The organism is Psychrobacter pacificensis, from assembly GCF_900101915.1.
GTDB classification, from domain to species: Bacteria; Pseudomonadota; Gammaproteobacteria; order Pseudomonadales; family Moraxellaceae; genus Psychrobacter; species Psychrobacter pacificensis.
Genome location: NZ_FNAL01000014.1, coordinates 1 through 14,614 on the forward strand (window position 1 = coordinate 1; position 14,614 = coordinate 14,614).

Annotated in this window: 12 protein-coding genes; all 12 read right to left on the minus strand. The window is 36.2% G+C overall.

Annotation, left to right across the window (positions count from 1 at the left end; all coding sequences use genetic code 11):
• On the minus strand, positions 1-278 hold a 278-nt coding region (locus BLR43_RS09095), incomplete at its 3' end, for a transposase (RefSeq protein WP_208855957.1).
• 203 nt (positions 279-481) lie between these two features.
• Entirely contained in the window at positions 482-1,642 is a 1,161-nt protein-coding gene (locus BLR43_RS09100) for a glycosyltransferase family 4 protein (protein WP_093070624.1), read from the minus strand.
• Positions 1,643-1,699: 57 nt separating this feature from the next.
• Positions 1,700-2,686, minus strand: a complete 987-nt coding sequence (locus BLR43_RS09105) for a hypothetical protein (protein WP_227674286.1) — start codon at positions 2,684-2,686, stop codon at positions 1,700-1,702.
• 208 nt (positions 2,687-2,894) lie between these two features.
• Entirely contained in the window at positions 2,895-4,247 is a 1,353-nt protein-coding gene (locus tag BLR43_RS09110) for a phenylacetate--CoA ligase family protein (protein ID WP_093070630.1), read from the minus strand.
• 195 nt (positions 4,248-4,442) lie between these two features.
• Positions 4,443-5,483, minus strand: a complete 1,041-nt coding sequence (locus BLR43_RS09115; RefSeq protein ID WP_093070633.1) for a glycosyltransferase family 4 protein — start codon at positions 5,481-5,483, stop codon at positions 4,443-4,445.
• A 74-nt stretch (positions 5,484-5,557) separates the two neighbouring features.
• The gene (locus BLR43_RS09120) at positions 5,558-6,493 is read right to left on the minus strand and encodes a glycosyltransferase family 2 protein (protein WP_093070636.1); all 936 of its coding nucleotides are present in this window, start codon (positions 6,491-6,493) and stop codon (positions 5,558-5,560) included.
• 333 nt (positions 6,494-6,826) lie between these two features.
• The gene (locus BLR43_RS09125) at positions 6,827-7,978 is read right to left on the minus strand and encodes a polysaccharide pyruvyl transferase family protein (protein WP_093070638.1); all 1,152 of its coding nucleotides are present in this window, start codon (positions 7,976-7,978) and stop codon (positions 6,827-6,829) included.
• Positions 7,975-9,075 (minus strand): nitroreductase family protein, encoded by a 1,101-nt coding sequence (locus tag BLR43_RS09130; RefSeq protein WP_093070641.1) that lies wholly within the window; start codon positions 9,073-9,075, stop codon positions 7,975-7,977. The genes BLR43_RS09125 and BLR43_RS09130 overlap by 4 nt, the downstream gene beginning before the upstream one ends.
• A complete protein-coding gene (locus BLR43_RS09135) occupies positions 9,075-10,619 on the minus strand; it encodes an asparagine synthase-related protein (protein ID WP_093070644.1) in 1,545 nt (514 codons plus the stop codon). Before BLR43_RS09135 ends, BLR43_RS09130 begins: the two co-directional genes overlap by 1 nt.
• 62 nt (positions 10,620-10,681) lie before the next feature.
• Positions 10,682-12,184, minus strand: coding sequence for an MATE family efflux transporter (locus BLR43_RS09140; protein ID WP_201587823.1), 1,503 nt, complete (start codon positions 12,182-12,184; stop codon positions 10,682-10,684).
• A 25-nt stretch (positions 12,185-12,209) separates the two neighbouring features.
• On the minus strand, positions 12,210-13,247 hold the full coding sequence (locus tag BLR43_RS09145; RefSeq protein WP_093070647.1) for an NAD-dependent epimerase/dehydratase family protein: 1,038 nt from the start codon (positions 13,245-13,247) through the stop codon (positions 12,210-12,212).
• 39 nt (positions 13,248-13,286) lie between these two features.
• A complete protein-coding gene (gene tviB / locus BLR43_RS09150; RefSeq protein ID WP_093070649.1) occupies positions 13,287-14,564 on the minus strand; it encodes a Vi polysaccharide biosynthesis UDP-N-acetylglucosamine C-6 dehydrogenase TviB in 1,278 nt (425 codons plus the stop codon).
• Positions 14,565-14,614: the final 50 nt, after the last annotated feature.

Below are 14,614 nucleotides of genomic sequence, written 5' to 3' on the forward strand. Positions count from 1 at the left end.
AGTACAGGATCAAAGCTGCTATCACGGTCTCTTGGGGTAGAGATTTCAAGATCGCCTGTGTCGCTACGGACGGTTTTTTTAGTGTGTCCATTGCGCTTATTAGGCTTGTCTGCTTTCTCATGCTTGGGGTAGCCGAGATGGTCTTCCATCTCAGCTTCAAGGGCAGTATCGATAAACGACTGCATGAGCTGCTTTTGAAAGTCTTTGATGTCATCGAAGCTGTTCATGCTACCAGCCATTTGCTCGGCCAGTTTTTTAATGTCAGATTGAGTAGTCATTGCTTATTCTCCGGTTAATGGATTATAAGCAGTTACACAGAGTTTGGGAAAGGCTCTTAATTAACGTTTGTAGTAGCAATTCATATTTAATATCTTTACTTTTGAATAACTTCTTATTAATAAAAAATTGAAAAGTATCGCTTTTAAGTAAGTAGGAAATACAAGAGTATATATAATAATTAATATATTACAACATCATACGTTTATAACTTATTACTTAATGACATTAACCCCATTTCAGAGATCATATGTGCATTTACTTTTTTCACATCGTACTTTTCCAAAGCAATACTTCTAGATGCCTGACCCAGTCTCTCATATAAGCTAGGGTTGTCTATAAATTGCTTCATGGCATCGACTAACTCATCAACAGCCTTGACAGGAACAAGGTAGCCATTTTCACCAGATATCACAGTATCACGGCACCCTGGAGCATCCGTAGTAATTATTGCTCTACCCATCGACATTGCTTCTAACACAGAACGCGACGTGCCTTCACGGTATGAGGGCAGTACATATACAGAACACTCCTGTATTGCCGGACGAACATCGTCAAGCTTACCCCAATAGTTAATATCACCGTCCTTTATCCAATCATCTAGCTGAGTCTGACTGATGGCTGCAGGGTTCTCGTCTATCCAGCCTACCAAATGAAATTCAGCATTAGGATATTCTGCCTTTATCCTTTTAGCTGCCCTTACATACTCTAATATACCTTTATCTTTGAGTAATCTAGCAATTAATAAGAAAGAGGGTTTGATACTGCCTGTTGTATCTCTAGGAAACGGTAAGACATCAAAATCAGTGACGTCAACACCTGATCCATTTACTACCACACTGGGCGTTTTAGAACTCAACAACTTTAAACTTTTAAATAAGTCACGATCATCTGTATTCTGAAAAAATACCTTTGATGATTTTTTTAGTGCTTGTTGATACATACCATGGACGAGTTTTTGAAATACTGTACGTTTACTCGTTTCTTCCACCTGCTGAAAGGTATAACCCAGTCCAGAGATCAATACGAAACGGTTAGGTACTTTAGCAAGCCAAGCAGCTAACGTCCCATATATAACGGGCTTGATAGTATATGAGAGCATAAAGTCAGGCTGTATCTCATGTAATAGACTATACATCGCCATTATCATTTTCATATCCGCAATAGGATTAGTACCAGTACGTTGCATAGGTACTTCATGTAGACTGTATCCAAGCTCACTTAAGGTATTATAATCTGTAGCATAAGTCTTTAAATCTGGTGCTACTACATGTATCTCATAGCCTAGTGCAGCGATGTCTTGTAATAGCTTACCGCGAAAGTTCAGTACATGAGGTAAGTAGTTGGCACATATTAAAAATTTCATAGTTAGTACACAGTATATTGGATATAGATAATAAAATTTAGGCCACAAAATTTAAGTTTATTCTGAAGATTTAAATATAGGTTGAGTATAGTTCTTTATTCTTTTATTACTTCTCAGTCTAGTAATATTGCAGTCTGCGCAGACAAACAACACGTAAATCATTACAAATGGGTAGCGGTAGCGTACGGCAGTACCGTAGTTAAATACCACGAGGCCGTATATAGACATTGAGAAAGCTAAAAACAGTAACCAAAAAGCAAGCTTATCTAAATTTTTCCTCCAAGCTTGTCGAGTAATTAAAAATAAAACACCCAAAACAAATACATTTTCAAGTGACTGTATTAACTGTAAGGCACTAGTTGCTTCCCATGGTAATGGCTTGACCAAGAAGTACAATGCTGAGGTCAAGCCTTGGAAAACAAAGTCACCTGCACCTGTAATCAGACTAATGTCATCTCTATCACCACCATCTTCCACAAACATAGCAACCCTAAAAAAGTTTACTAGCGGGATAGCAATAGGAGCAGATAGCAGTAAGCCAGCTAAACTAATAGCACCAATCATCAATGCTTTAGCCAAACTCATACCTTTTCTGGCTACGTTGAATATGAAATATATTAGAACGATAGGACCAAGAATAAAAAAGTTTTGAAATTTTATTAGATATATGGGTATGACAAAAAGAGCACTTTTAAAAATTTTAGATTCGCGTGTATATATTATAGTAAGTGTCATAAAAAAGAAAATCAAAGTCTCTCTTAAACTTAGCGCTGTATAGAGCGCTGCACTAGGAAATAGTAAATAAAACCATATAGATACGTTAGTAAAGACTCTTTTTACATATAATACAAAGAACAGGATAATATATAAAAAAGTATTATAAAACCCTAAGCTTATGGGGGATACGGGAGTAGGAAATGGCATTAGTGCGAAGAACACACTAGCCTGATTTACATTACCGTCACTTATGAATGCCTGAATGAAACTCAATTCGCCATTTCTTAAGCTATTAACAGCACGCCAATATTTAAATTGATCTGGCATATAAGAGGTACTAAATAAGACGTCGTTTAGAACGAAAGGTAAAAAACAATGTAAAGCTAATAACACTTGATATTTCTGCTTTACTTGAAATTTATACCCAAGTAAAAACACCATTAGTAAGCATATCAGTAGACTAGGCAACTCGAACAGCCTAACACCTAAAAAACCGTAACTATAGATCCAACTTAGGTCTGACATTCAGTTATCTCTATGATTTGATATTGTTTTTAACGACTCTAAATTTACCGCTCTTTTCTTTAGGTATATTATCAACTACCTCTATGCTGATTAGTACATCTTTGCCAAAACGTTCAGTTAGCGCATGATGAAACTTTTCTTGTTGTTTTTCATCGAAGTATTTATTGCCAACAACCATGACTTCTACTCTTTCCAACTCGTTTTGAACCACTTGAAACTGAATGATACCTGCAACACCTTTGGTACTATTGGTTATATTTACGTAGTTAATTTTACCATTCGTAGGAGTTGAGATATAGTCAGTAGAACGTCCTTCTATAGCTTTTACCACTGGAAATACCGAACCACAATTGCACTTGTATTCCTTTGGAGCAAGCGTAATACGATCGCCAATGCGGTAGCGAATAAGTGGTGTACCCTCAGTTGCAAATGAAGTGACTAGAATTTCGCCTTCTAGAGCTGGTTGCAGACTATCATCAACTACTTCAAATATTCCAGTTAATGGATGGATATGTAGATTACCTTCTATGCATTCTAAAATAAATGGCGCACCTTCTGACGATGCATATTGATCAGCGATTTTACATCCCAACACAGATTGAATAACTTCGCGATGAACAGGTAGTAGTGTCTCAGCAGTCGGAAAAAAAGCTTTTACTTTACTTTTAAGTTTTAAATTCCGACTTACGGCCATTGCACATAGCTCATAAACACTAGACGGAAAACCTACTATGTACTCAGGCGCAAACTTACAAAATGCTGTCCAATATATATCAAAATTGGCATCAGTAATATGAAAAGTTGAAAAAAAGCGTATACGATTGACGTAGTCGTCTTTGTGACAAATGCCTTTTTTAAGATCTTTTTCAGTGATTATGTTTTTGCCACTGAACCAAGCACACTTTTTACCTAGCTTATATCCATACTGAGCTCTAAAATGGTCCAATAATGCATTACGCTCTTGGACATTGTCCTTGGTATAAAGCACCTTCATAGAGGCACCAGTGGTACCACCTGTAAAATTTACAACGGCATCTTTTTCTTTTATGGTAGCAATTGCATCCAAATTCTCAATAATATCTTTCTTAAGGAGTATATTGAAATCACCTAAATCTTTATAGTCTTTAAAACGACTATACCATTTTGAATTAGAGGTACTTTTATCCAAAAAATTATGCAATCGACTACTTTGCTCTGATTCGATTTCAGATAGTGACGCGTTTGAGAATTTTGAAAAATACTCTCGATACTTCTGGTAGTTGCCTCCGTGTCGGACTCTATACTGGTAGGTGTTAAAAACACTAATGGCTAAGTTCTGTACCAGATGTGGACTACGACGTCCTAGATCTTCTTTTAAAGACATGCTAAATACCTGTTAGTTCCATATTTATAACTACATATGATTTTGTATGGGGTATACGATAAGTTGTTTTGTGAATAGTATTTACTCTAATCGGTCTCAGGCATACCTCACGTAACCTTGATAATCTTAATATCTATTAGATAACTTACCTATACTAGAAAGTTAAAATGTTTTGCACTAATAAAATGTTTCTCATCAAACAGAAAGAATTCTTAGACAGTTTTGGTTGAAATCCGTAGAGTAATCTACTTTTTGGTTCCAGTATGTACGAGCGCTACTACTCAAACTATCATAGACTGTTTGATCATTGATGGCACTTAAAACCTTTTCATGAGCAGAATCTTGGTAGTAGATGGAATTTAAACTATCAGTACAATAATTCGCTATCTCTCCGACAGGGGTGACAATAGGAACCAGTCCAAGTTGCATGGCTTCAGTGACGGCTATAGCCATGCCTTCATGACTTGACGTGTTGATAAAGAACTTAGAATTTAAAGCTTCCTCAGGATAGTGATTGGGCACTTTTTCACCCATAAAGAGGACATTATTATCTAGTCCTAGTTTTTTAACCAATTCTTGTAGACTAGATAGTTCCCCACGGTCTGGTCCAAAAATATAGAACATTGCTTCGGGAACATGTTTATTTATATTCTCAAAAAACCGAATAGCTTTATCTAGCCTTTTTTGCTTTGCAATTCTTCCCCAAAATACAAAGTTGTTTTTTCTATCATGGTTTGAAACATGCTTGCTTAAACCAGTAAAAAAGGAAATCACTTTTACTTTATTACTGGTTTTGTTACTTGAGAATATACCGACTTTGCTAGCTTGAGAGTCACACCATACTTCATCAGCTAAAGACATAGCGATACTAGTAACTATCTTATCAGCAACGTGAGCAAATTTGTTAGCATGTATAAACACGACTAACTTTAAGGGCTCTTTAGTAAATACTTTTCTATATATAGTATAAACTGTAGCTATTAGACTGACTCGCCATAGTGAAGAGATAAGCAGGTTTGGTTTATTATCTAACAAATATTCGAATGCGTTGATATAGAAGCTAAAAGAGTTTAAATTACTATTTTGACTTATCACCTTAATGTGTGACTCTTCGCTCAAAGTCTTACCACATACAAAAGCTACCTCAATATTCAAACTACCATTTGGTTTTAGCGAGCGTGCTGCTTGCTCTACACCTCCGAGACCATCGTGTGGAATCAAATGTATAACTTTCATCACAATTTTTACCTCTGAGCTAAGTAATCTCTAAATTAGTAAAATCAGTTGCTGTGGTCGGATTGGAACTTTAACTACTTCAAATAGCTCGTTAAAGTACGTAATTCCGACTTTATTTTGATCGCAGTATCAAAACCAAATACTCGTGATAGAAGTATTGTCTTTTTATTATACCCATCATTTTCATAGCCTAATCTCTTTGCTCTCGATATCCATTTATCTGAATCATTTTCATATTCTTCTGATTGAGCTATCCATGCTACTTTACAACAATATCTTCCTAAAGATTTTTTGTATTCAACTAGGTTATTATTACTATTTATCCAGTTCAATATATGTTCATATACGACCTCTGAAGCAAAAAGTCTGTCTTCTATTGGAGCCTTACTTACTCTAAGTTGCGAATTATGCTGCCAATAGGTACTATAACCTTCTTGGCTGATGGAGATATTTTTAGTATTTATTAAACCTCTTATCGCAAGCTCACCATCTTGATTTTTTTTCAACCTCTCATCCCATCCACCAATTTTTTTTAATTTTTCAGTTCTCCATAAAACACTACAGGTCGGTACACACTCATTGTTTATCCAATTAAAAATCCAATCTTCACTATCTAGATACGGTGGTTGACGAATTTCACCTTTTCGCATGCTATCACCATCGAGTCTCCATGGTCCAAACGAAATATCAGCATTATGAAGATTGGAAGAATCAACTAAGCCTTTAATAAGTTGGGTTGAAACAAAATCATCTGAATCAATAAACATAACATAGGAGGTGTTTACTCTATCTAGTCCTAAGTTTCTAGCATAAGGTGCACCCTTATTTTTTGAGTAGGAAATATGATTAATACCACTTATATCTTCTATTTTTTTTCTAGTATTATCGAATATTCCGTCTTCTATCACATATATATTATTGGGTGCAACTCCGGCATTGATAACAGAGTGTATAGTTCGCGATATAAGTTTTTCTGATTTATAACTAGGTATAACTACTGATACATTCATTTTTCTTCTTCGCTATATTTTAATAAGATAAAATTCTTCCTATACTTTAAATTTCTCAAAACAGAGTTCACGAGTGCAGTGTAGTCAGTTCGAAATAGAATTGGTACACGCATTCATACATAGCTACGTATTACTGGTATGAATTTTACTGGCGTGCTGCTAACATAGAGGCTGCATAAAATTCATCTCAGAAGCCCTGTCTCGATTTTATAGTGATTTAACTATATTTAATTTCAAACAATATAAATACTCTTTGAGTTAGTATAACCTCTTATAAGCTGTCCAATTTTATTATGCCACTACAAAGTGACATATAAGTTTTCAAATATAGACCTAAATTTTATCAATCTCAACAAATACAAGAGACCACATTTCTTCTGATAATGCCTTAAGTCTATTAGACTCTTTTTGCAAATGCTTTCTAAGTTTTTTTGCTGTTACAGGTTTTATTAGTAGGTCTATTTTTTCTTCCAATATTTCGTCTGAATCTAGTACTGTAACAATTCCTTCTTTGAAATCATAGTTTTCAAACAATCTAGAATACTTATGACTCCATCCTGTAGCAAGGGAAGGTACTCCCTGTGATAAAGCACTAACTAAACCATGAAAACGACTTCCAATAGTAGCGTCACATGTACCTAATATGCCTTTGATATATATTGGATTAGCTTCCTTGACTATCGGTATTCCACCTACAGCCTCTGATATTTTTTCAGCTAACATCTGATCTTTAGCACCTTCATGTACTAGTATAAAAGGTTGCATTCCTTGCTCCATCAAGTATTTCGCACAACGAATCAAAAATGGTAAATAAGCCTTACTTTCTGCTTTACTTGTCTTATCGATCATACGATAATTTGGCACTAATGCAATTCGTTTGTTGCTACTATCGTAGCCTTCTGGTACTACTCCTTCAACTAGATTAGTGAAGTCAGGAAAGCATCTTATCTTATCTTTGTTGCCAACCAAATCTGTAATATAGTTGTAAGAATCTAATTCACGCGCAAATATTAAATCAGCATTTTTTGTCCATCGTTTAACATATTTTCCAATATTATCCTTTTCGAAAGGACCAAATGCTTGTGGTAACATAATCAGTTTTGTACCGTTCTTTTTCCATTTGGCACTAGATATACTTAATTCTCTACTATTTTTGGTTCCCCACTGATCACTATAAGCAAACCCTGCAGCGTCAATGACAACATCTATTTCATCAGTAAAAACTAAACCATATTGCTTCAAAAATTTTCTTCTAGGAAAGAACTCTATAAATTTACCGAAGTCAAATCCTTTACGCCATAACCAAACCTTTGGATGTAAATTCAAATCCCGCATCTTCTTATAAGTATCGTCTGATCCACCATAAGAAGGTGCCATTGTTAATATTGCATCTGGATAACGCTCTCTTAATTTCTGTACTACGGCATGAAGCATTAGCTCAGCCCCTTTATTAACAAAACCTACTTCTCTTATTTCAATAATCATTTGCTAATATCCTCTAATATAAGATTGTTTTCTTTTTTTTGTGAATAAGGAATACCACCTGTATCTTCCGCATAACCAACCGCTAAAAGCATTACAACTCTTTCATAATCTTTTAATTTAATTACATTTCTTAGTTTACGCTCATTAGCATCAATCTCTGGCCAGTTAATAGGGCAAGTAGACAATCCTAACGTTTCTAAAGCAAGCATTAGTTGCATTGCCGCTAGAGAGCCATCTATATATATAACGTGACGATCTCTCTCAAATGGATAAGCTGAAAGGTCGCCAACTATCGCAATAATAGCGGGCAAATTTTCTGAAAAACCTACTGTGCCCATTGCACACTTTGCAATTGCGACTGTCCTTTCTTTTTCATTACAGAAAATAAAGCGATAAGGCTGACGATTGCAGGCAGATGGTGCAAAACTAGCTATATTTGATGCCTTCTGTACTAAATCGAGTGGTACTGGTTTGTCCTGATACCACCGTACAGAACGTCTACGAATAAACAACTGTCTTATTTCGCTAAATTCGATACTTGTTGATGGCAAATTACTATAAGTATAAGGTTTGAACGCTTTGCTCCCACTTGGGAACTCTGTATTTATGTCATAATAATCGGTCATTGCTAAACGTATTTTTTCGTAGAAATCTCTCGCTTGATCGATCTTAGGTGTGGATCCGACAATTTTAAAGTACTCATCTAAAACGTCTGTAGCCCATTTTTTTTCTGCAGTAGCCAATATTGTAGACTTTACCGCCTCTCTATAACAATCTACTGTCTCTTGAATAAAACCCTCTCCAAACACATCCCGTCTCGGTTTCATGATGAGACCTTTTTCAAGACGATGAATATTTCTTCTCAAAAGCGCACAGCTCTTACCTATATCATTTAAAGAGTCGTAGTAAGCTTTGCGTCCCTTAAGAACAGCTTGATGCTCATTAGAAAAGTCATTCGATACAAAATAATGAAAATCAGATAGAAAACGGGTTCTATGTGATACTCCTAATACTTTCTTCTTTAAAGCGACTTTTGTTGTATTCGCTGAAGAAACAAATGAAGCTGGTATAATTTTCTTTATGAATGGCTTTATCATTAGCTTAGCCTTTTACGAATTAATTTAATATAATCTTCTGAAAGTATGCCGAACACTGTACCCGGTCTATTAGATAATTTAGTACGCTGTAAAAACCACCGATTGAAAGGAACGAGAACATACAAGGCATTTGGGTCAGTGAAATATGCCAATCTGTTTTTAACTTTATTAATAAAATTGACAGGAGGATTTGAACGACCTACAGGTGCATTTTTGCCAACAGTATCTACCAAACTATAATTAACAAAATCGTTCCAAAGTACAGTATTGAGACGCAATGAATAAGGGACTGACTCCCACAGAGCTATGAATTCGTCATCCCAGAATGGCATCCACCAATCTAAATCAAAAAAGTCATAATAGCGGTTTGAGTTTACTATGAACTTGCTCTGTCTTTCCTTTGAATTCCATATTTCAGCGACTTGTAAAAACGTGCCTCCGGACTCTTTAAGCAATAGCCTTAATTCTGTTTTTATCTTCAAAACCAAAGCAGAGGTTAATACCTCAGAAGTATGCTTGTAGTGCCTTTTAATTACATGGTCGAATAATTTTTCTTCATTTTTTACAGTTAGAAAATCTTTTTTATTAAAATGACCTCCAGCAACAAAATCAGCAGTATGTCCTGGGCATAGAACTGCATCTGAGTGAACAACACCTAACTCTAATAATTTTTTTATGGCTGGATAGACTTGTACATTAGCTACGGAAGTACCTGAGCTTATAAATTTTATATACTGACCAAATTCCTTACTCTTTTTGATGGTCTTCCACATTGCTTTAGAATAAGTGACATTGTACCATTCGAACTCTAAGGAGTCTGCTATGTGTTTACTCATTTTTACTTCATGGCTATCAGATTTACCAAAAGTAAAGCAGATAACATTTTGATATCCGCTCTTCTTTAGATAAAGTGCTATAGCACGAGAATCATATCCTCCACTTAAAGGAACTACAATCTGCCGTCCGTCAGCCACAGTTATTAACTTGTCAATAATAGCTGTCATCGCCTTATCCATTTTACTAAACCAAAAGTCTTGTCCATCATTGTCTATTAGAGTCTTCTCAGGTAAGAAATTCCAATAATTTGTCCGCTGGATATTTACATCATGTGTGATCTTGACTACCTGCGCAGCTTCCAGTTGATGAATTTCATTTATAAGTGTTTCATGCGAGGTCACGTAGCCCGTGTGTATATATTCTTCTTTAGATATATCATTAATACTCAAGTCACTGTAGGTATCAACCAAGTAGTCAAAGTCATCAGACACAGTGATACCATGATTTAAGTAGTAGAAAAGTGGTCGACTTCTTACTTTATCGCTTATTAAATATGTAGCGTTATCTAGAGAATAAATAATTGTAAAAAATCCATTTATTTTTTCAAAAGCTTTGAAATCATCTTTTAATAAGGTGCTAACAACGAACTGTTCTAACAGTTCTAAATTTAATAGCTTATCATCAAGGAAGCAATTTCCAATTAGAATAAAATGACCACTTTCATTTTTTTGGACATCTCCAAACAGTCCTTTAATATTTGCTATCATAATAATTTTTGGTCCTTCTTGAATAATGGCATTGATCCAAATCACGACTTGTCAGATTATATCTATTGATGAATCTTATTTAGTATATTTCTAGCTTGTTTTGATATTGCTTTTCTTTCAAATTTATTGAACCCAAAAGCTGCTACAGCACATAGTACACCTATTGATATAATAGTCGACTCCCACCAAAAGCCAGAATCTTCTAATGTACGTATGAGTACTAAATAGTATATTGTCACAACTGTAATGACCACTAAAATCCCGCGGCCAACAACTTCTTTGAGATACTCTACTATTGAAAGCGATATTAGATTCTTGACTATAAATAATCTTGCTATAAGTGCAAATATAGATAGCGTTATACCAACATATACAACTGCATAAGGCTCATATCCCATTCTTAGAACAAGATATGAAAAAGGAACATTTAGTAATAAGAGACCACCTACTACACTTTGATACAACTTAATTTTCCCACTTGCCTGCGCAGATGTCATTAAAGGCGCAGATATGCCATCAAAAAGAATATTAACTATAATAAGTTTTACAAATATTGAGGTATATTTAGGTACAGATCCTAGCCATACATTTAAAATCAAATCTGTATTTATCAATATTGGCATTGCTAAAAAGAATAAGAGAAAAAAATTATACTTTGCTCCATAACATACAAGCTGATGCATGTAATTCATGTCTTTTGCGGCATAAGACTTTATTATTTGAGGATTAATCGCTACTTGTAAGTTTTGTACAAAACTATTTAGCGCTCCAGATACTTGCATAGCGATTGCTCTAGCAGCATTAACTGATGGCCCAAAAAATATATTGAGTAAAATATTTAAACCTTGTGTATTCATTACAAAAGAAATATTGCCCCATAGATTCCAGCTAGTATAAGATAGCATAATATGGAACAGCTTCTTATCCCAATACAGTCTAAATCGTGATTCCATAAATTTCTTTTTACAGTAAACTCGATATACCATGGCTATTATAAGTACAACGGCAAGACTAAGTATTCCATAAAGAATTAGCTTATCTATTCCGAACCAACTTAGCATAAATACGATCAGAAGTTTTAACGTCACATCTAAAATGCTAACCCATGCGAATACTTTCATTCGCTCATGAGCAATTATTAGCGCATTGTAGGGCACACTAACTATGGTTACCATAAATGACAACAGCGCTAAGTGAAATACCCATTCAGCAGCGTACATTCTATCTATAGGTATGGTCAGCTGCGTCCTTACAAACCAAAGCCCAACGGTTTCACCTAACAAAAATACAAATAAGGCTATAAGGCTATGTATATTTAGACTCATACTAAATATACCGCGCACATCCTTAACATCAGGTTTGCCTAACTCAAATGCAAGAAAGCGCTGAGTTGCAGAAGACATTGCGCTATTTAAAAATCCTAACGTAATCACGAATCCAGCGACTACATTGTAGATACCAAAATCTTCAACCCCTAATGTCTGTAATATAACTCTTGAAGTATAAAGAGAAACTGCCATAGTTAGCAGCATGCGAAAGTACAGCATGCCCGCATTTTTAGCCATGCGTTTGTATTTGTTACTTTCCACGTTAGCTAACAGTATTAATGCTAGTTACATACCAAGGCATCGCTTTTTCAATACCTTGAACAATATCAAACTGCGGATCATAGCTTAGAGCGTTTTGTATTTTGCTAATGTCAGCCTGACTATGACGCACATCTCCTGCTCTAAAATCTCGATAAACTGGAGCTTGAGTATAGCTAACGCCATTAGCGCTTAAATGCTCTTTAAGTGCTGAAAACAGCGTATTAAGGGTAGTACGGCCGCCCACAGCTACATTATATACTTGGTTCTTGGCTTGTTCAGTAGCAGTCGCTGCCAGAATATTAGCTTGTACTGCATTTTCAATAAAGTTAAAGTCGCGACTGGTATCACCATCGCCATTGATGAATACTTCATCACCTGCGATCATAGCGGCCGTCCATTTCGGTATCACCGCTGCATAGGCACCATCTGGTGTTTGTCGTTTACCAAAGATATTAAAATAACGTAGGCCAATCGTCTTAAAGCCATAAGTTCGAGAGAATACATCCGCATACAGCTCATTAACGTACTTTGTTACCGCATACGGCGATAACGGATTACCAATAGCATCTTCTACTTTTGGCAGTGCCGGATGATCACCATATGTTGAGCTACTCGCCGCATAGGTGAAGCTAGCTACATTAGCATCACGAGCGGCTACCAGCATATTTAAAAAGCCTGAGATATTAGTCTCATTGGTTGCGATAGGATCAGCGATAGAGCGCGGTACTGAGCCTAGCGCTGCTTGATGCAGCACGTAATCAACGCCTTGACAGGCTTTCGAACAATCAGTTAACTGACGAATATCACCCTTTATGAAAGTAAACCTTTCCCACTGCTCAGCGCTTACTAAACTTTTTACTTCATCTAAATTATGCTGGAAACCTGTGGCGAAATTGTCTAACCCCACCACTTTTTGATCAAGCAATAATAGTGTCTCAAGCAGATTAGAGCCAATAAAGCCCGCTACTCCTGTGATAAGCCAAGTTTTAGGCGTCTGTACTAATGTTTCTTTCACTTTATTGTAGGTTGTCGCTGTCATAGTATTGCTCGCATGTTGTTATTGTAAGACTATATGGGCTTATAGACGGATATCTGTGTCTTCTTTGGCGAACACATACTTCAGATCATAGAGCACATGATTATGTTTACCTAAACTTCTTATATGCGCTACGCCCATATCGACAAACTCACTGTGAGCTACTGCTAAAATAATACTATCATAGCTATTGGCTGTAGGCTCATTGACAGGCTTAATACCATACTCTCTTTGGGCCTCTACAGCATCTACCCATGGGTCGTAAACATCGACCTCGATATTGTATTCTTGCAGCTCGTGTACGATATCGATAACCTTAGTATTACGTACGTCAGGACAGTTTTCTTTAAAACTCAAGCCTAATACCAGAACTTTGGCACCTTCAACTTGAATACGTTTTTTAATCATGGTTTTGACTAGTTGAGTGACAACATACTCACCCATACTGTCATTTAGACGGCGGCCAGCCAATATAATCTCGGGGTTATAACCGATCGCTTGTGCTTTATGGGTAAGATAATACGGGTCGACACCGATACAATGCCCACCAACCAGACCTGGACGAAATGGCAAAAAGTTCCATTTGGTGCCTGCAGCTTCTAGTACTGCCTGCGTATCGATACCCATTTTATTAAAGATAACGGCAAGCTCATTGATAAGGGCAATATTCACATCGCGCTGGGTATTTTCAATCACCTTTGCTGCTTCAGCCACTTTAATAGAGGCAGCTTTATGTGTACCCGCAGTGATGATTAAGTTATAGACTTCGTCGACAAAGTCCGCAATCTCAGGCGTTGAACCAGCTGTGACTTTCAGGATGTTAGTCACGCGGTGCTCTTTATCACCTGGGTTAATACGCTCAGGGCTATAACCTGCATAAAAGTCTTGGTTAAAGCTCAATCCTGACACTTTCTCTAGCACAGGGATACACACTTCTTCAGTTGCGCCAGGGTATACGGTTGATTCATAAACGACGATATCACCTTGCTTCAATACGCCGCCGATTGCTTCCGATGCTTTTATAAGCGGTGTTAAGTCAGGTTGTTTGTAGTCATCAATCGGTGTCGGTACAGTGATGATAAAGAAGTTGCAGTCTTTAAGCATCTGGATATCTGAGCTATAACTCAAATGTGTAGCTTCTGCTAACTCCTCTTCACTGACTTCTAAAGTATGATCAATACCTGTATTAAGTGCTGAAATACGCTCAGCATTAATATCAAAGCCTATAACCGAGTGATTTTTACCGAACTCTACTGCTAATGGTAGTCCCACATAGCCCAAACCTATTACTGCTATTTTCAAGTTATTAATATTATACATAGTTACTCTCAAGCTGTTTTTAAAATTTTAGATAATTGCTACATATCTAA

Bases quoted from the DNA above. Each gene is read 5' to 3' on its own strand.
- BLR43_RS09100 (WP_093070624.1), bottom strand. From the start codon at position 1,642: ATGAAATTTTTAATATGTGCCAACTACTTACCTCATGTACTGAACTTT.
- BLR43_RS09105 (WP_227674286.1), bottom strand. From the start codon at position 2,686: ATGCCAGATCAATTTAAATATTGGCGTGCTGTTAATAGCTTAAGAAAT.
- BLR43_RS09110 (WP_093070630.1), bottom strand. From the start codon at position 4,247: ATGTCTTTAAAAGAAGATCTAGGACGTCGTAGTCCACATCTGGTACAG.
- BLR43_RS09115 (WP_093070633.1), bottom strand. From the start codon at position 5,483: ATGAAAGTTATACATTTGATTCCACACGATGGTCTCGGAGGTGTAGAG.
- BLR43_RS09120 (WP_093070636.1), bottom strand. From the start codon at position 6,493: ATGAATGTATCAGTAGTTATACCTAGTTATAAATCAGAAAAACTTATA.
- BLR43_RS09125 (WP_093070638.1), bottom strand. From the start codon at position 7,978: ATGATTATTGAAATAAGAGAAGTAGGTTTTGTTAATAAAGGGGCTGAG.
- BLR43_RS09130 (WP_093070641.1), bottom strand. From the start codon at position 9,075: ATGATAAAGCCATTCATAAAGAAAATTATACCAGCTTCATTTGTTTCT.
- BLR43_RS09135 (WP_093070644.1), bottom strand. From the start codon at position 10,619: ATGATAGCAAATATTAAAGGACTGTTTGGAGATGTCCAAAAAAATGAA.
- BLR43_RS09140 (WP_201587823.1), bottom strand. From the start codon at position 12,184: ATGGCTAAAAATGCGGGCATGCTGTACTTTCGCATGCTGCTAACTATG.
- BLR43_RS09145 (WP_093070647.1), bottom strand. From the start codon at position 13,247: ATGACAGCGACAACCTACAATAAAGTGAAAGAAACATTAGTACAGACG.
- tviB (WP_093070649.1), bottom strand. From the start codon at position 14,564: ATGTATAATATTAATAACTTGAAAATAGCAGTAATAGGTTTGGGCTAT.